Genomic DNA, 16,683 nt, shown 5'->3' on the forward strand with positions numbered 1-16,683 from the left:
GCAGGGGCCACAAGATTTGCAACAGGTTTTTCACGCAAGCGTGTGGCCTACGGCGGAATTGTTTCATATCTGTCGGACTTGGCCGCGCACCGCCCACAGGAAAGGACCGCCCATGCCCCTTGGCCCCGACGGCACAGAACGCATCGCCCGCGCCCGCGGCGATCTGCGCATGGGCGTGCCTGTCATGGTCGGCGCCCTTGTCGTCGTCGCCGCCGAAACGCTGACGCCCGACCGGATGGCGGCGCTGCGCGCCTTGGGCGGCGAACCGGTGCTGGCGATCACGGCCCGCCGGGCGACAACGCTGAAGGCACGGCCCTATGACGGCGACATCGCGCGCCTGCGCCTGCCGCCAGAGGCAACGCCAGACTGGGTCCGCGGCGTGGCAGAGCCCGCCAACGACCTCGACCAGCCGCTTTTCGGCCCGTTCCACACCCTGCGCGGGGGCGAGGCCGCGGCCTATCGTGCCGCAATCGCATTGGCCAAGACGGCGCAACTTCTGCCCGCCGTGCTCGCCGTCGAGGTGACCGACCCCGCAGGCATCGCCCGGACACAGGACCTGACACGGATCACGCTTGCAGACGCGGCCCTTGCCCAAACCGATGCCGCAACCGTGGCAGAGGTCGTGTCGGCCCGCGTGCCGCTCGCGGTGTCACGGGCGGGCCGCGTCCATGTCTTCCGCCCGGCCGATGGCAGCGAGGAACACTATGCCGTCGAAATCGGCAGCCCCCCGCGCGGGGCGCCGGTTCTGGCCCGGCTCCATTCGGCCTGTTTCACCGGCGACCTGCTGGGCAGCCTGAAATGCGATTGCGGCGCGCAACTGACCGCCGCGCTGGCCCAGATGGGCGCCGAAGGCGCGGGCGTCCTGCTCTACCTCAACCAGGAGGGACGCGGCATCGGCCTTGCCAACAAGATGCGCGCCTATTCCCTGCAGGATCAGGGCTTCGACACGGTCGAGGCCAACCACCGGCTGGGGTTTGAAGATGACGAGCGTGATTTTCGCATCGGCGCGGCGATCCTGCGCGAGATGGGGTTTTCAGCCGTGCGGCTGATGACCAACAACCCCGCCAAGATCGAGATGATGCGCGCCAACGGGATCGACGTATCCGAACGCGTGCCCCTGAAGGTGGGACACACGCCGGAAAATGCCCGCTACCTTGCCACGAAGGCCGAAAAGTCCGGGCATATGCTATAGCGCCTCAGCCCTGATGCGGGGCCCGCATCTCCTTGATCGCGGCTTGGACCTTTCGCCACGTATCGGCCTGCGCCACTTCGCCCTCGTCCTCCAGCGCGACAGCCTTCTGGGCCGCTTCCGCCTCGGCCTTGTCGCCATGGGCCTCATAAAGCGCGCGGGCGTATTCCATGACCTTCGCCGTTTCCATCTCGAACCTCCTCCAGTCCTTCCGGATGCAACATTTGCGCGACTCCGCGGTCAGTTTAACACGGCCCGAAGCTCTCTTGGTTGATCCGCCTCAAGACCGCGCTGGTCCGTGGCGCGCGATTGCGGCAGTCTGCCCCCATGACGCGTGACGACCTTGTCCTGATGCCAACTCATCTGCGCTTTGCCGGGCGCCGGTTCCCCTGTTCGGTCGGCCGCTCCGGGGTGACCCGCGACAAGCATGAAGGGGACGGGGCAACGCCCAGAGGCATCCACCGGATCATCGGGATGCTTTACCGGCCTGACCGTCTGGCGCGGCCCGCCGCATGGGCCACCCCGATCCGCCCGGGGGATCTGTGGTCGGACGATCCCGCCGACGCGGCCTATAACCAGTTGGCGCACGCGCCGCATCCACACAGCCATGAACGGCTGCGGCGCCCCGATCCGCTTTACGATCTCGTGCTGATCACCGACTGGAACGCGCCGCCGGCCACACCGGGCCGGGGGTCTGCGATCTTCCTGCACCAGTGGCGCAAGCCTCACCACCCGACCGAGGGGTGTGTCGCCTTTCGCCGCGACCACCTGACCTGGATCGCGGCACGCCTCTCGCCCGGCAGCCGTCTGATCGTCGCCTGAGGGCGATAACCGCCCCCCGGAAAGGGGGCGGCCCCGTGCTTCTCACCCTGCTTTTGCCACGGCTCTTTGTGTCATGACCTTTGCGAGATGGGCGCGGTATTGGGCGGTGCCGTGGATGTCTTCGATCATGTCGCCGGCGGGTGGGGTGAGGGGGGCGAGGGCGGCGGGGGAGAAGTCGGCGGTCAGCGCGGCTTCGGCCTCGGCCCAGCGGAACACGCCCTCCTCGGAGGCGCCGGTGATCGCCACGCGCACGCCCGCAGGGCCTTTGGCCACGAAGGCGCCGGTCAGCGCGAAGCGGGAGGCGGGTTGCTCGAACTTGGCATAGGCCGCCGCCTCCGGCACGGGGAAGTGGACGGCGGTGATGATCTCGCCCTCCTCCAGCGCGGTGGTGAACATGCCCTGGAAGAAGTCGTCGGCCGCGATCTCCCGGGTATGGGTCACCACCGTCGCGCCCGAGGCCAGCACCGCCGCGGGATAGCAGGCCGACGGGTCGTTATTGGCAAGGCTGCCGCCGATGGTGCCGCGATTGCGGACCGCGGGGTCGCCGATATGGCCCGCCAGCGCGGCCAGCGCGGGGTAATGGGCCGCGGCCTCGGCGGCCACCACCGCATGGGGCGTGGCGCCGCCGATGGTCAGCGTGCCGCCGTCCATCGAGACCCCTTTCAGCTCCGCGATGCCGGTCAGGCTGACCAGTTTCGAGGGCGCCGCCAGCCGCTGTTTCAACGAGGGGATCAGCGTCTGCCCGCCCCCCAGCGCCTGCGCCTCTTCGGTGCCAAGCGCGTCGATGGCCTCGGCCAGTGTCGCGGGGCGGTCGAATTCGAATGCGTACATGGACAGTCCTCCTCAGCCCTGCATGGCGGCCCAGACGCGCGACGGCGTCAGCGGCATGTCGATATGGGTGACCGATATGTGGCCCGCGCGCTGCAGCGCATCGACCACGGCATTGACCACCGCGGGCGGGGAGCCGATGGCCCCGGCCTCGCCACAGCCCTTCACCCCCAGGGGGTTGTGGGTGCAGGGCGTGGCGCAGGAATGATCGACCGCGTAGAACGGCACGTCATCGGCCCTGGGCATCGCGTAATCCATGTAGGAGCCCGACAGAAGCTGGCCGTACTCGTCGAACACCGCGCCCTCCAGCAGCGCCTGCCCGATGCCCTGGGCGATGCCGCCATGCACCTGCCCCGAGACGATCATCGGGTTCACGATATTGCCGAAGTCGTCCGCGGCGGCAAAAGAGACCACATCGACCTTGCCGGTCTCGGGGTCGACCTCCACCTCGCAGGCATAGGCGCCGGCGGGGTAGGTGAAGTTGTTGGGGTCGTAGAAGGCGGTTTCCTCCAGCCCCGGTTCGATATCCTCCAGCGGGTAGTTGTGGGGGACATAAGCCGCCAGCGTCACGGCGCCCCAGGCGACCGACTTGTCGGTGCCCGCCACGGTGAACTGGCCGTCCTTCAACTCGATGTCCTCGGGAGAGGCCTCCATCAGATGGGCCGCGATCTTCTTCGCCTTGGCGATGATCTTCTCGGTCGCCCGCACCATCGCCGATCCGCCGACGGCGAGGCTGCGCGAGCCATAGGTGCCCATGCCCATCGGCGTGTTGGCGGTATCGCCATGGACGATCTCGACCATGTCCTCGCCGATGCCGATCATGTCGGCCACGACTTGCGCAAAGGTCGTCTCATGCCCCTGCCCGTGGCTGTGGCTGCCGGTCATCACCACCAGGCCGCCGGTGGCGTTCACCCGCACCGTGGCCGATTCATACAAACCGGCCCGCGCGCCCAACTGGCCCACCAGTTGGCTGGGCGCGATCCCGCAGGCCTCGATATAGCAGTTGATGCCAAGGCCGCGCAGGCGCCCGCGGGCCTTGCTCTCCGCCAGCCGCGCCTCGAAGCCCGAGAGGTCGATCATCTCCAGAAGCTTGTCCATCGTCGCGTTGTAATCGCCGGTGTCGTATTCCACCGCGACGGGCGTGGCATAGGGAAACTCGGTGACGAAGTTCTTCCGGCGGAGGTCCACCGGGTCCATCCCCAGCTCCCGCGCGGCCTTGTCGATCACCCGTTCCAGCTGGAAGGTCGCCTCGGGCCGGCCCGCGCCGCGATAGGCATCCACCGGCACCGTGTTGGTGAACACCGCCTTGACGTTCACATAGATCAGCGGTGTCTTGTAATTGCCCGCCATCAGCGTGCCGTGCAGCCAGGTCGGGATCGACGGCGCGAAGGTCGACAGATACGCGCCCATATTGGCGTAAGTCTCGGTCCTGAGCGCGGTGAAGTTGGCCTCGGCATCCAGCGCCAGTTCGATCTTCGTGACATGATCGCGGCCATGGGCATCGGAGATGAACGCCTCCGACCGCGTGCAGGTCCATTTCACCGGGCGCCTGATCGCCTTCGCGGCGAAGGTGCAGAACGCCTCTTCCGCATAGTGGAAGATCTTCGACCCGAAGCCGCCGCCCACATCCGGGGCCACCACGCGCAGCTTGTGCTCGGGGATGCCCAGCACGAAGGCCCCCATCAACAGCCGGATCACATGGGGGTTCTGCGAGGTGGTGTAAAGCGTGCTGTCCTCGGTCGCGGGGTTGAAATCGCCCACCGCCACCCGCGGTTCCATCGCGTTGGGGATCAGCCGCTGGTTCACAAGCTCCAGCGTGGTGACGTGATGGGCCGCCTCGAACGCGGCATTCACCGCCTCGCGGTTCTCCTCCACGAAGCCCCAGTCATAACAAAGGTTCGAACTCAGATCGTCATGCACCCTGGGCGCGCCGTCCGCCAGCGCCGCCTTCATGTCGAGCACCGGGTCCAGTTCCTCGATATCGGGGTCGACGGCCTCGGCCGCGTCGCGGGCCTGGTCCTCGGTCTCGGCCACCACCACGGCGATCGGGTCGCCCACATGGCGCACCTTGCCCTGGGCCAGCACCGGGTGGCCGGGTTCCTGCATCGGTTCCCCATGCCGGTCGGTCACCTGCCAGCCGCAGGGCAGGCCCCCCACGCCCTCGAAATCCGCACCGGTGAAGACGCGGATCACGCCGGGCATCGCTTCGGCGGCCGCGGTGTCCACCCCGTTCAGTTTCCCATGGGCCACCTGGGAGCGCACGAAGACCGCATAGGCCTGCCCCGCCAGGTTGATGTCGTCGGTATACCGGCCCCGGCCGGTCAGGAACCGCTTGTCCTCGCGCCGCTTGGAACTGGCGCCGATGCCGTGATCTTTCGGCATGTCTCTGTCCTCCCTCAAGGAATGTCCGGTGCGCGGGACGGCCCCGTCCGGGCCCCCATGCCCGCCCGCCGCTGGTGGTGTGCCGCGCCTATTCCGCCGCGATGGCGTCGCCGCCGATATGGGACACGTCCTGACCGCTGGCCGCCAGGATCGCCTTGACGATGTTGTGGTAGCCCGTGCAGCGGCAGATATTGCCCTCCAGATAGGCGCGCACCTCCGCCTCGGTCGGCTTGGGATTGTCCGCCAGAAGCGCCGCCGCCGACATCACCATCCCCGGCGTGCAGAACCCGCATTGCAGCCCGTGATGGTCCTGGAACGCCTGCTGGATCACGCTCAGCGAACCGTCCGCATTGGCCATCCCCTCGATCGTGACAACCTCCGCCCCGGCCGCCTCTGCCGCCAGCATCGTGCAGGACTTCACCGCCCGACCGTCCACATGCACAACACACGCCCCGCATTGCGACGTGTCACAGCCAACATGCGTCCCCGTCAGGCCCAAACCCTCCCGCAGAAACTCGACAAGCAGCGTACGACCCTCAATAGCCCCACTCAACAAACGGCCGTTCACCGTCATGGATATTTCAACCATCGACATTCCTCCCTGTCATTAGTCTCAAGTTAAGCACGCACCCCCGGCTTTGAGAACCGTTTATCGGAAGCGCGACCTCCCCCCTTCTTCTTGGCCCAAATACCCACGGCACACCGCCGCCGCCCGGACCAATGGCCGGGCAAGGGCGCCTCACCCCTCCCGCGGCTGGGGGCGCGACGGGATTTCCTTCAATAGCCCCCCCACCCCCATCTGCGCGATCTCGTCGCTTGCCACGGTCAGCCCGCAGGCCACGCGTTCCAGCACCCAGTCGGCCCCGTTCAGCGCGGGCGATCGGGCACAGCCGGGAAGCCCGATCACGGGACGCGCGTCCAGTTTTCCGATGAACAGCAGGTTGCCGGGATCCACGGGCATGCCGAACCGCTCCACCACGCCGCCTGCGGCGCGCAGGGCCTCTGGCGCGGTGTCATGGGCGTCGGAGGTGGCGGAACCGCTGAGGATCAGGGCGATCTCCCCCGGCAGATCGGACAGCGCCGCGGCCATGTCCGTGACACGGTGCGGGACGACCCGTACCGCCTCAAGCTCGATCCCAAGGGCGGACAGGCGCGCGGCAATCGCCTCTCGCCCCTTGTCGATCAGACCGGGTTTCTGGCCCGGCACCTCGGACAGCACCAGACCTGCGCTTTTCCGGACAACCGGCGATACCCGCAACGCGCCGGCGGCCACGGCACAGGCATCGGCAAGGACCGGGCCCGAGACCGCATAGGGAATGATCTTGACCGTCCCGACCAGCAGGCCGGGCGTGACCCGGGTGAAGGGCGCGAGCGTGGCCAGCGTCACGCCCGGATCAATCCGGTTGAGCGCGTGGATTTTCTCGACATCCAGCCCGACGACACCGGGGCAGACCGCGTGCAGGTTGACCCGCCCCCGCGCGGCGGGCCCCACCCGCAGGAAAGCCGTGGCCGGATCGGGCACCAGCGCCCGGGCCAGTTGACCGGCCGCCGCGTCTTCGGCCACGTCACCGGGGTCGAGCCGGGCGACCGTCACCTCAAACACCCCCGCGTCCCGCAACGCGGCGAGTTCGGCGGGGCCAAGCACGATGCCTTTCTTCAGCATGACGGCGCCGGCCCGCACGGAATGGGCGAGGGTCGCGCCCTCGGCCCCGTCAACGGGCACCGGCCCGAAGCGCATCAGCCCTGCCTCAGGCGCTGGATCACCTCAGCCAGGATCGACACCGCGATTTCGGCCGGCGATTTCGCCCCGATGTTCAGCCCGACGGGGGCGTGGATCCGCGCGATGCGATCCGCGGGCACGCCGGCCGACTCCAGCCGCGCCACGCGTTTGGCATGGGTCCGGGTGGACCCAAGGCAGCCCAGATAGAACATGTCGGAGTCAAGCGCTGCCAGAATCGCGGGGTCATCCAGTTTGGGATCATGGGTCAGCGTCACCACCGCGGTGCGCGCATCCAGCCCGTGGGCGGCCAGTGCCGCATCGGGCCAGTCGTCAAGGATCGTCTCGCCCGGAAACCGCTCGGCGGCGCCAAAGGCCGGGCGCGGGTCGATCAGCGTGGGCGCAAAGCCGGCAAGACGGGCCATCTGCACCAGCGGCTGCGCGATATGCACCGCGCCGACGATGGCCATGCGCAAGGGCGGGTTGTGGATACCGACGAAGGTTTCGCCCTCGAACCCCGATTTGTCGCTTCGCATCCGTTCTGCAATCACGGCCCCCAAGTCGGGATCGTCGGGGCCGGCAAGCCGCCGCTGCCAGCGTACTACATCGACGACATAGGCGATGGCCGTCCGCTGCGCACGGGCCGCGACAAGATCCGCCAGCAGCGCCACGGGCAGGGCTGCCCCCACCGGTTCGACCAGAACCCGGATGCGCCCGCCACAGGCCAGACCCACGGCAAAGGCGTCCTCGTCGCTGACGCCGAACTCCAATAAGCGCGGCTTGCCATCCTCCAGCGCCTCCAGCGCCTCGGCGATCACCGCCCCCTCGACACAACCGCCCGACACCGACCCGGCCATCCCGGCCTCGCCCGATATCGCCAACTGGCTGCCGACGGGCCGGGGCGCACTGCCCCAGGTTTCCACGACGGTGGCAAGGGCGGCCTTCTTGCCACTCTGGTGCCAGTCCAGCGCAAGTTCCGGAATCGCATCATGATCGCCGATCTGCATGGGGTCCTCCTCCTCACGTTTCGGAATATTGGGCGGCGGAACGGCCCTTGGCCAGTCATCAAAAAGGAGGAGACCGGGGCGCACGGCACTGCACGGTCCACCCCAGAAAAGGCGGCGGCGCACGGGGTCGGCGGCAGCACCGGCCGGAATGCAACATTCCAAAATCCCAAAGAAAAACGCCGTGGGAGGGAGGGCCCACGGCGTCTCATGATTTGGTGCCTCGGGAGGGAGGGCCCTCGGCACCCGGGAACCTGTGTTGGGAAAGACACAGGGACGTGATGTGCGGTTCACCGGAGAATGTCGGGAAGTCATTCACCGCCGCAATCCGTATATCTCAAATGCATCTTTGAGTCGACCCGAACTTTGATCCAGATCAAACTAGTCAGGATTGCCGCATCATTTTCAGCATCCTGTCCCGGTCCCCGACATCGTCGGCGCGGGAAATCGCCTGCGCCAGATCCTCCAGCGACTGGATCGAATGGCCCGCGCGAAAGCAGTCCACATGCGGCAGGATCGTTCGTATCCCCTTGGCTTTCGGGGCAAATCCGTCCCAGCGCAGCAGCGGGTTGATCCAGATCAGCCGCCGTGCCGACAGGTGCAGGCGCTCCATCTCCTGCGACAGGGTGTCCGCCTCGTCCCGATCCAGCCCGTCGGTGATCATCAGCACGACAGCGCCGGTGCCCAGGACCCGCCGCGACCAGTCGCGGTTGAAGGCGTGCAGCGCCGTTGCGATTCGCGTGCCGCCCTCCCAATCCTGCGCTTCGGCCCCCGCGGCGGCCAGCGCGGCATCGACATCGCGCCGGGCCAGTTGCCGGGTGATGTTGGTCAGCCGGGTACCGAAGGTGAAGGCATGCACCTTGGCCCAGCCCGCGCCCTTTTCATTGGCGACCGCATGCAGGAAATGCAGAACCATGCGCGAATATTGCGACATCGACCCCGAGATATCGCACAGCACCACGAGGTTGGGCCAACGCTGGCGGCGGTTCTTCTGGGCGAACTCCCGGATCTCTCCGCCCTGCCGCAGGGCCGTGCGCATGGTCCCGCGCCAGTCGGGCAACCGCCCATGCCGGTCGGCCCGTGTCCGGCGAGAGGTCAGCGGTTTGACCGGCAGCGACAGCCGGGCCAGCATCCGTTTCGCCTCGGCCACCTCGGCGGTGCTCATCTGCTCGAAATCGAGGGTCTTGAGACGTTCCCGCCCCGACTGGGTCTGGCTGGCGTCGATCTCGATTTCCTCGCCCGGTTCCTCCTCGGGCACCTCCGGCAGCTCCGGCTCGATCCCGTCCAGCAACGCCTCTGCCGCCCGCTTCTCCGCCGCCTTGGCCTTCCGCTCCTCCGCCACTCCGCGCATCGAGGGCAGCATCAGGCTCATCATATGCTCCAGAAACCGCGGGTCGCGCCAATACAGGCGAAACACCTGATCATAAACCTGCCGGTGTTCGGGGCGCGAGATGAAGCAGGCGGCCAACGTGTGATAGAAATCGCCCCGTTCGGAAAACCCCGCGGCCTCTACCGCGCGGATCGCATCGATCACCCGGCCGGGCCCCACGGGCAGGCCCGCCTTTCGCAGCGCCCGTGCGAAATGGAGGATGTTGTGAGAGAGCTTTGGCTCTTCGGGGATATCGAGCGGGGGGAGGTTTGCCATACTGGATCCCGGTTCTTGGCGGAGAGGTCCGGGGCTGTCCGCCCCCGGCCCCCCAAGGATATTTGCGACCAGAAGAAGGGTCAGGCGGGGGCAAGCTCGGCGCGCACCTCGTCCAGCAACCGCTTCGCCTCCGACCCCTCGATCTTCTGGATATCGTCCTGGTATTTCAGAAGCGCCCCGACCGTGTCGGCAATGACTTGCGGCGACAAATCAATCACATCCAGCGCCAGAAGACATTTCGCCCAGTCGATGGTTTCAGCCACGCCCGGCTTCTTGAACAGGTCCTCGGTGCGCAGCTTCTGCACGAAGGCCACGATCTCGCGGCTCAGCGTCTCGGCGGCCTCCGGCGCGCGGGCGTGCAGGATGTCGAGTTCCCTTTCGAAATCGGGATAGTCGACCCAGTGATACAGGCACCGGCGTTTCAGGGCGTCATGCACCTCTCGCGTGCGGTTGGAGGTGATGACCACGATCGGCGGATGCTCCGCCCGGATCGTGCCGAGTTCGGGGATGGTGACCTGAAAATCGCTCAGCGCCTCCAGCAGGAAGGCCTCGAACGGCTCATCGGTGCGGTCAAGCTCATCGATCAGCAGCACGGGCGGCCCTTCGACATGGGGGCGCATGGCCTGCAAAAGCGGCCGTTCGATCAAGTAGTCCTGCGAGAACAGCTCATCCTTCAGCGCCTGCCGATCCGCGCCCGCGCCCTCGAACCCCATCGCCTCGGCGGTGCGGATGGCGATCATCTGTTCGGCAAAGTTCCACTCATAGACCGCACTGGCCGCATCCAGCCCCTCATAGCATTGCAGGCGGATAAGCCTCCGGCCCAGTGCGGCCGCGATGGCCTTGGCGATCTCGGTCTTGCCGGTGCCGGGCTCGCCCTCCAGAAACAGGGGCTTGCCCAGCCGCATCGCCAGAAACACGACCGTGCCCAGCGCCCGGCCACAGACATAGTTCTGCCCCGCCAGCATCTTCTGCACATCGTCGATCGACCCGAGCGTTTCGCCCATACCTCGTCCTCCCCTTTTCCCCAGACCTGCACGGGGAACGCGAGCGGTCAAGCCAACCGCCGCGATTGCCCCACCCTGCCCCGCGCGCTATCCCTCGTCCATAAGCCTAAAGGAGGACACCGCATGGACAGCGCCGCGCCCGTCAAACCCAAGGACGCCCCGGACCTTTCGCGCTTCGACTGGGAGGACGCCCTGCGGCTGGAGGACAGCCTGAGCGAGGACGAACGCATGCTGCGCGACGCGGCGCGGACCTTTGCGCAGGACAGGCTGCAACCCCGCGTGATCGACGCCTACGCGCAAGAACGGGTCGAGCCGGAAATCTTCCGAGAAATGGGCGAGGCGGGTCTGCTGGGCGTGACAGTCCCCGAAGAATACGGCGGGCTTGGCGCGTCTTACGTCACCTATGGCCTTGTGGCGCGGGAAATCGAGCGGGTGGATTCCGGCTATCGGTCGATGATGTCGGTGCAATCGTCATTGGTGATGTACCCGATCTACGCCTACGGGACAGAGGCGCAGCGCCAGAAATACCTGCCCGGTCTGGCGGCGGGTACGCTGATCGGCTGTTTCGGCCTGACCGAACCCGATGCCGGGTCGGACCCGGCGGGGATGAAATCCAAGGCGGAAAAGACCGCGACCGGCTATCGCCTGACCGGCACCAAGACCTGGATTTCCAACAGCCCGATGGCCGATGTCTTCGTCGTCTGGGCCAAGTCGGAGGCCCATGGCGGCAAGATCAAGGGATTCGTTCTGGACAAGGGCATGGCCGGCCTGTCCGCACCCAAGATCGGCGGGAAGCTGTCGTTGCGCGCCTCTCCCACCGGCGAGATCGTGATGGACGGGGTCGAGGTCGGCGAAGACGCCCTGTTGCCGGGCGTGGAGGGGCTGAAAGGCCCGTTCGGCTGTCTGAACCGCGCCCGCTATGGCATCGCTTGGGGGGTTCTGGGGGCGGCTGAATTCTGCTGGCACGCGGCGCGGGCCTATGGGCTGGATCGCAAGCAGTTCGGCAAGCCGATTGCGGGCACTCAACTGTTCCAGAAGAAACTGGCCGATATGCAGACCGAAATCACCCTTGGCCTGCATGCCTGCCTGCAGGTGGGGCGCCTGATGGACGACGCAAAGGCCGCGCCCGAGATGATTTCCCTTATCAAGCGCAACAACTGCGGCAAGGCGCTAGACATCGCCCGCGCGGCCCGCGACATGCATGGCGGCAACGGGATTTCCGAAGACTTTCAGGTGATCCGCCACATGATCAACCTTGAGACGGTAAACACCTATGAGGGCACCCATGATGTCCACGCGCTCATCCTGGGGCGGGCACAGACGGGGTTGCAGGCGTTTTTCTGAGGGGCGGCTAGTTGCCTGAGTCTTCTTGGCTTTGAGCGCGACTAACAATACCCTTTCAGAAACCTCGAACCAAAAGGAGTCTTGGACCCACCGGACGACCGGAGAGCTGGTGCAATCGACAAGCTCTCGCCACCTTATTTCAAAATCATATCAGCAGCATATCAGCAGCACATCATAATCAGCCAAATAGCATTCACCATAGCTAAAAGGAAGTACAATTTTCCGCATCCATTTCGTAAGTAACACTATCAATAATAACAATTATTTCATTCGCAGATCCCGTCATGATAACGGCAAACCCACCGATAACGCTGCTCAGGTCTTTGTCACTGACATCAATAACGTAGGTGTTCCAATCGGAATTAAGGCGAAGCCTTCCTGTCGAAACAAAAAACGAATCCTTGAACTGCCGCCCAACAGCCTCTATTCCCCCGAATTTAAACTCCACTATTTCACCACCGGAATGACCCTTAGCTCTAACTCGCACACATCGGCACCCGGAGAAGTCCTCCCCCCTAAATTCGCCCCAATTATTTGCAGAATTCTGCCAGTAGACCCCAGCCCACCTATTCGGACCCTCTCGATAGGTTAACTTATAATCAATATCCAATTGCCCCGTCGAACCGGAAATCATTTCCAATATAAGGTATTCGCCCCCCAACTCTCCGTCACCCATCCAGCCAGAGGGGACAAAACTGTCAGTGACGTTTGCGTCAGTGATGTTTGCCGAGCACACCGGCAACGGCATCGCGATAAGAATACACAAAAACCCGAATGAAAAACAATGCCTTACGTTGATCGCCTCCACTAGGCCCTCCTTCATGTTGCGATACTCACGCCATCATGGACACGCCATGATGATTTCGAACCTTCCGTCAATTGCAAAGAACAACGAGGAAACTGGAGCCTCCGAACTCTGAGCACTCTCACTTGACCTCGGATTGCATTTCCAGGCTATCAACATTTCCGGGTCAGGTCGCGCCCCCAACTCTCCTTCAAGGAGGTCGGCCACCGGAATACCAAACCTGCAAATTGTTTTTCCACCACAACAAGATTCGATTTTCGTAGTGGCATCAATCCACTCCCGCCCCTTGCCGACGATTGCTCGCTCTACTCGAATACTCCGACCGATAAGAAGCACTGGCGCCGATGGATCACCCGCCCCCTCTCTTAGGTCACCGCTCAAACTTTTCTGCTTAATCTGAACTATGCCATGAAGATCCATCAAGGCTTCGTACAGCGCAATTTGGCGACCAACCTCACCCACCAATTCATCAACACGAACATCCAACGCATCAACTTTACCCATGTACAAATATAGCCTTGTAAGACTCCACGAGGTTGAAATTATCAAAGCCACGAAGGAAAGCACAACAAAGGCCACTTGGAAGGATTGCAGCAAACTCAGCACGGAAAGCTTGCCGCCATCAGAATTCACCTCTTGCGATCCCACCACATCCCACGAAGCCCCAATGAAATAATCGCAGCAATGATACATCGAAACCAAAGAAAATGTCAATACTCCCGGAACTCACACCCAATCCAATCAACCAGTAAGATTGGCCGACCGTTAATTGAAACCGGAAAAGCATGACATTTTTCGCATGCGGTCAGGCGCCAAAGTTATGGTGACACGCACCCTGGCGACTTCCTCCGAATTCCCATTGCACCGGTCCCCATCCCATGCCTTCCTGCCGTCAAAGGAGTCCCGCCCATGCCCTTCGATCTCTGGCTTGCCTTCGCCGCCGCCTCGACCGTCCTTCTGATCATCCCCGGCCCGACGATCCTGCTGGTTCTCTCCTACGCGCTCAGCCAGGGGCGGCGGGTTGCAGTCGCGATGGCCTTGGGCGTGGCCTTGGGGGATTTCATCGCGATGAGTGCGTCGCTTGCGGGCCTCGGCGCGCTGGTCTTGGCCTCGGCCACGCTGTTCACCGTGCTGAAATGGATCGGCGCGGTCTACCTCGTCTGGCTGGGCATCAAGCTCTTGCGGTCGCGGCCCGTGCTTGCCGCCGATCTCGCGCCGGAACCCAAGGCCGCACGGGCGATCTTTTCCCATGCCGCGGCGGTCACCGCGCTGAACCCCAAATCCATCGCCTTCTTCATCGCCTTCGTGCCCCAATTCCTGCGCCCCGAAGCGGCCCTCGCCCCGCAATTCGCGACGCTGATCGCCACCTTCGTAAGCCTCGCGGCGATCAATGCGCTGGCCTATGCCCTGCTGGCCGACCGGCTGCGCGCACAGATTCGCCGCCCGTCCGTGCTGCGCTGGATGACCCGGGCCGGTGGCGGCGCGCTGATCGGGATGGGGGCGCTGACGGCCACGGCCAGCCGCGCCTGAGACGTGCCGCAAACGGAAATCGCCCGGCGCTTGGCAAAGCACCGGGCGACTGCGCTGACCTTTCAGGTCGTATCAGACGTAATAGCGATCGCGGAAGATGTGCCGCACCACATCCTGGCGGGTCACGCCGCGCGCGGCCAGTTCCTCATCGCTCATCCGGCTCAACTTCTCGATCTGCCGCGTATGCGGGTGGTTTTCCATCAGTCCAACGAGGAAATCGACGATCGACGTGAGAAACGAGCCGTGACGTTCCGTAACATTCGTGTTTGCAAGTGCCATTTCTGGAAACTCCTGTTCGCGCTTACAGTGTTCCCCCCATGCGACCAAGATAGGGCAGAATAGCTTACGTTTCAAATTCCCATCCGGAAGCCCAGCCTTGCGCCGGGCGGGCAGCTTGAGCCACGGTTTTTTCACCTTTGTGTGCTGGGGCCGCGCTGCGCTATGGCACTGGAAAGCGCCGCCGCGATTGTGTATCGCCCGGGTCCATGACCGATACCCTCACGATCCGCCGCCCCGACGACTGGCACCTGCATCTGCGCGACGGCGCCATGATGCAAGGCGTCCTGCCCGAAAGCGCCCGGCATTTTGCCCGCGCCATCGTCATGCCGAACCTGATCCCGCCCGTGGTGACCGGAACCGATGCCCGCGCCTATCGCGACCGCATCCTCGCCGCCCTGCCGGAGGGTGCGGACTTCACGCCGCTGATGACGCTCTACCTGACCGAGGACACCGACCCGGCCGACGTCGCCGCGGCCCATGCCGACGGGCTGATCGCGGCGGTGAAGCTCTACCCCGCCGGGGCCACGACGAACTCCGCCTCGGGCGTGACCGATTTCGACAAGGTCCGCGGCGTGCTGGAAAAGATGGCCGAGATCGGCTGCCCCCTTTGCGTCCATGGAGAGGTCGTGGACGCCGACATCGACATCTTCGACCGTGAGGCGGTGTTCATCGACCGCGTGCTTGACCCGATCCGCCGCGCCACCCCGGGCCTGCGCGTGGTGATGGAGCATCTGACGACATCGGACGGTGTCGATTATGTCCGCGCCCATGACGCGGATCTTGGGGCGACGATCACCACCCATCACCTGATCATCACCCGCAACCATATCCTCGTGGGCGGGATCAAGCCGCATTTCTACTGCCTGCCGGTGGCCAAACGGGCCGCGCATCGCGATGCGCTGGTGGCTGCCGCCACCTCTGGCGATGCGCGCTTTTTCCTTGGCACCGACAGCGCGCCCCATACCGACCCCAACAAGGAATGCGCCTGTGGCTGCGCCGGAATCTTCTCGGCGACCAACACGCTGTCCTGTCTGGCAGAGGTGTTCGAACGCGAAGGCGCGCTGGATCGGCTGGAAGCGTTCGCCTCTCTCAACGGCCCCGCATTCTACGGGCTGCCGCCGAACGAGGACCGGATCACGCTGACCAAGGGTGCGGCGGTCGTCTATCCCGACAGGATCGACACCGGCGCCGGGCCCGTCACCGTCTTCGACCCCGGATTCCCGCTGCATTGGCGGGTGGAGGACAGCGCCTGACCCGCCGCCCTTCCTGACCGCCCCTCACCTATCGCCACAATCCGGGCGCCCGCCCGCCGACCCCGACAGGACCGCCCATGATCCCCAGCGCCTTCCCCGACAAGACCGAAATCGCCCGCCTGACCGCGCGCATGCTTCTGGAAATCAAGGCGGTGCATTTCAATGCGGAGGAGCCGTTCACGCTGGCCTCCGGCCTGCCCTCGCCCACCTATATCGATTGCCGCAAGCTGATCTCCTTCCCGCGCATCCGGTCCACGCTGATGGACTTCCTCGCCGTCACGGTGATGCGCGATGCGGGCTTCGAGGCGTTCACCAATGTCGCGGGCGGCGAAACCGCCGGTATCCCCTTTGGCGCGCTGATGGCCGAACGCCTTGCCCTGCCGATGACCTATGTCCGGAAAAAGCCCAAGGGCTACGGCCGTAACGCCCGGATCGAGGGCGTTATGGGCGAAGGCGACCGGGTGCTGCTGGTCGAAGACCTGACCACCGATGGCGGATCGAAGCTCAGCTTCGTCGATGCGATCCGCGAAACCGGCGCCACATGCGCGCATACGGCGGTGATCTTCTACTACGGCATCTTCCCCGAAACGGTGAAGACACTGGGCGATCACGGCGTCACGCTGCACCACCTGTGCACCTGGGCCGACGTGCTGACGGAGGCGCGGGAACAGTCCGCTTTCGATACCGCCACGCTGGACGAGGTCGCCGCCTTCCTGCTGGACCCGCGCGACTGGCAGGCCGCCCACAAATAACGGTGGAGCGATCTGGGGACGAGATGTGGACACTTTGCCCACAGAATCGTTCCGACCAAACACATCTTGTGTTACCGTGCCGAAAATAACCAAGATTTCGGCCAGAGCAGACATAACCCACGCGCATGC

Annotated in this window: 17 protein-coding genes; 6 read left to right on the top strand and 11 right to left on the bottom strand. The window is 64.8% G+C overall.

Annotation, left to right across the window (positions count from 1 at the left end):
• Positions 1-112 precede the first annotated feature (112 nt).
• Positions 113-1,192, top strand: a complete 1,080-nt coding sequence (gene ribA, locus RGUI_RS08410; protein WP_081532637.1) for a GTP cyclohydrolase II — start codon at positions 113-115, stop codon at positions 1,190-1,192.
• A 4-nt stretch (positions 1,193-1,196) separates the two neighbouring features.
• On the opposite strand, the gene RGUI_RS08415 is transcribed toward ribA, so the two are convergent.
• Positions 1,197-1,379 carry a hypothetical protein gene (locus RGUI_RS08415; protein ID WP_081532638.1) on the bottom strand — a complete coding sequence of 61 codons (183 nt, stop codon included), beginning with the start codon at positions 1,377-1,379 and terminating at the stop codon, positions 1,197-1,199.
• Between the two features lie 137 nt (positions 1,380-1,516).
• On the opposite strand from RGUI_RS08415, the gene RGUI_RS08420 reads away from it, so the two are divergent.
• The gene (locus RGUI_RS08420; RefSeq protein WP_081536025.1) at positions 1,517-2,011 is read left to right on the top strand and encodes a L,D-transpeptidase; all 495 of its coding nucleotides are present in this window, start codon (positions 1,517-1,519) and stop codon (positions 2,009-2,011) included.
• Between the two features lie 42 nt (positions 2,012-2,053).
• Here the strand turns inward: RGUI_RS08420 and RGUI_RS08425 are convergent, their stop codons facing one another.
• From RGUI_RS08425 to RGUI_RS08455, 7 genes are all read right to left on the bottom strand, one after another.
• Entirely contained in the window at positions 2,054-2,842 is a 789-nt protein-coding gene (locus RGUI_RS08425) for a xanthine dehydrogenase family protein subunit M (protein ID WP_081532639.1), read from the bottom strand.
• Between the two features lie 12 nt (positions 2,843-2,854).
• Entirely contained in the window at positions 2,855-5,221 is a 2,367-nt protein-coding gene (locus RGUI_RS08430; RefSeq protein ID WP_081532640.1) for a xanthine dehydrogenase family protein molybdopterin-binding subunit, read from the bottom strand.
• Between the two features lie 88 nt (positions 5,222-5,309).
• Positions 5,310-5,810 (bottom strand): (2Fe-2S)-binding protein, encoded by a 501-nt coding sequence (locus RGUI_RS08435; RefSeq protein WP_081536026.1) that lies wholly within the window; start codon positions 5,808-5,810, stop codon positions 5,310-5,312.
• Between the two features lie 150 nt (positions 5,811-5,960).
• Positions 5,961-6,959: a molybdopterin-binding protein gene (locus tag RGUI_RS08440; RefSeq protein WP_081532641.1), complete on the bottom strand. Its 999-nt coding sequence runs from the start codon at positions 6,957-6,959 to the stop codon at positions 5,961-5,963.
• Positions 6,959-7,939: an XdhC family protein gene (locus RGUI_RS08445; RefSeq protein WP_156883074.1), complete on the bottom strand. Its 981-nt coding sequence runs from the start codon at positions 7,937-7,939 to the stop codon at positions 6,959-6,961. Before RGUI_RS08445 ends, RGUI_RS08440 begins: the two co-directional genes overlap by 1 nt.
• Before the next feature lie 388 nt (positions 7,940-8,327).
• Entirely contained in the window at positions 8,328-9,587 is a 1,260-nt protein-coding gene (locus RGUI_RS08450) for a VWA domain-containing protein (RefSeq protein ID WP_081532643.1), read from the bottom strand.
• Positions 9,588-9,667: 80 nt separating this feature from the next.
• Complete coding sequence (locus RGUI_RS08455; protein WP_081532644.1) at positions 9,668-10,591, bottom strand: MoxR family ATPase; 924 nt, start codon at positions 10,589-10,591, stop codon at positions 9,668-9,670.
• Between the two features lie 123 nt (positions 10,592-10,714).
• On the opposite strand from RGUI_RS08455, the gene RGUI_RS08460 reads away from it, so the two are divergent.
• Positions 10,715-11,935: an acyl-CoA dehydrogenase gene (locus RGUI_RS08460; RefSeq protein ID WP_081532645.1), complete on the top strand. Its 1,221-nt coding sequence runs from the start codon at positions 10,715-10,717 to the stop codon at positions 11,933-11,935.
• 202 nt (positions 11,936-12,137) lie between these two features.
• Here RGUI_RS08460 and RGUI_RS08465 read toward each other — a convergent pair whose 3' ends face one another.
• On the bottom strand, positions 12,138-12,743 hold the full coding sequence (locus RGUI_RS08465; RefSeq protein WP_156882914.1) for a hypothetical protein: 606 nt from the start codon (positions 12,741-12,743) through the stop codon (positions 12,138-12,140).
• Positions 12,744-12,776: 33 nt separating this feature from the next.
• Positions 12,777-13,454 (bottom strand): hypothetical protein, encoded by a 678-nt coding sequence (locus tag RGUI_RS21165; protein ID WP_156882915.1) that lies wholly within the window; start codon positions 13,452-13,454, stop codon positions 12,777-12,779.
• 195 nt (positions 13,455-13,649) lie between these two features.
• Between RGUI_RS21165 and RGUI_RS08470 the strand changes: the two genes are divergently transcribed.
• Complete coding sequence (locus RGUI_RS08470) at positions 13,650-14,270, top strand: LysE family translocator (protein ID WP_081532647.1); 621 nt, start codon at positions 13,650-13,652, stop codon at positions 14,268-14,270.
• Positions 14,271-14,342: 72 nt separating this feature from the next.
• Here RGUI_RS08470 and RGUI_RS08475 read toward each other — a convergent pair whose 3' ends face one another.
• Complete coding sequence (locus RGUI_RS08475; protein WP_081532648.1) at positions 14,343-14,549, bottom strand: hypothetical protein; 207 nt, start codon at positions 14,547-14,549, stop codon at positions 14,343-14,345.
• A 206-nt stretch (positions 14,550-14,755) separates the two neighbouring features.
• Between RGUI_RS08475 and pyrC the strand changes: the two genes are divergently transcribed.
• Both pyrC and RGUI_RS08485 read left to right on the top strand, forming a co-directional pair.
• Complete coding sequence (gene pyrC, locus RGUI_RS08480) at positions 14,756-15,802, top strand: dihydroorotase (RefSeq protein WP_081532649.1); 1,047 nt, start codon at positions 14,756-14,758, stop codon at positions 15,800-15,802.
• A 77-nt stretch (positions 15,803-15,879) separates the two neighbouring features.
• The gene (locus RGUI_RS08485) at positions 15,880-16,554 is read left to right on the top strand and encodes an orotate phosphoribosyltransferase (protein WP_081532650.1); all 675 of its coding nucleotides are present in this window, start codon (positions 15,880-15,882) and stop codon (positions 16,552-16,554) included.
• The last annotated feature ends 129 nt before the right edge of the window (positions 16,555-16,683 follow it).

The sequence above is a fragment of the Rhodovulum sp. P5 genome (assembly GCF_002079305.1).
In the GTDB taxonomy this organism is placed as follows: domain Bacteria; phylum Pseudomonadota; class Alphaproteobacteria; order Rhodobacterales; family Rhodobacteraceae; genus Rhodovulum.

Coding starts and splice junctions, on each gene's coding strand:
- ribA (WP_081532637.1), top strand. CDS start 113: ATGCCCCTTGGCCCCGACGGCACAGAACGCATCGCCCGCGCCCGCGGC.
- RGUI_RS08415 (WP_081532638.1), bottom strand. CDS start 1,379: ATGGAAACGGCGAAGGTCATGGAATACGCCCGCGCGCTTTATGAGGCC.
- RGUI_RS08420 (WP_081536025.1), top strand. CDS start 1,517: ATGACGCGTGACGACCTTGTCCTGATGCCAACTCATCTGCGCTTTGCC.
- RGUI_RS08425 (WP_081532639.1), bottom strand. CDS start 2,842: ATGTACGCATTCGAATTCGACCGCCCCGCGACACTGGCCGAGGCCATC.
- RGUI_RS08430 (WP_081532640.1), bottom strand. CDS start 5,221: ATGCCGAAAGATCACGGCATCGGCGCCAGTTCCAAGCGGCGCGAGGAC.
- RGUI_RS08435 (WP_081536026.1), bottom strand. CDS start 5,810: ATGGTTGAAATATCCATGACGGTGAACGGCCGTTTGTTGAGTGGGGCT.
- RGUI_RS08440 (WP_081532641.1), bottom strand. CDS start 6,959: ATGCGCTTCGGGCCGGTGCCCGTTGACGGGGCCGAGGGCGCGACCCTC.
- RGUI_RS08450 (WP_081532643.1), bottom strand. CDS start 9,587: ATGGCAAACCTCCCCCCGCTCGATATCCCCGAAGAGCCAAAGCTCTCT.
- RGUI_RS08455 (WP_081532644.1), bottom strand. CDS start 10,591: ATGGGCGAAACGCTCGGGTCGATCGACGATGTGCAGAAGATGCTGGCG.
- RGUI_RS08460 (WP_081532645.1), top strand. CDS start 10,715: ATGGACAGCGCCGCGCCCGTCAAACCCAAGGACGCCCCGGACCTTTCG.
- RGUI_RS08470 (WP_081532647.1), top strand. CDS start 13,650: ATGCCCTTCGATCTCTGGCTTGCCTTCGCCGCCGCCTCGACCGTCCTT.
- RGUI_RS08475 (WP_081532648.1), bottom strand. CDS start 14,549: ATGGCACTTGCAAACACGAATGTTACGGAACGTCACGGCTCGTTTCTC.
- pyrC (WP_081532649.1), top strand. CDS start 14,756: ATGACCGATACCCTCACGATCCGCCGCCCCGACGACTGGCACCTGCAT.
- RGUI_RS08485 (WP_081532650.1), top strand. CDS start 15,880: ATGATCCCCAGCGCCTTCCCCGACAAGACCGAAATCGCCCGCCTGACC.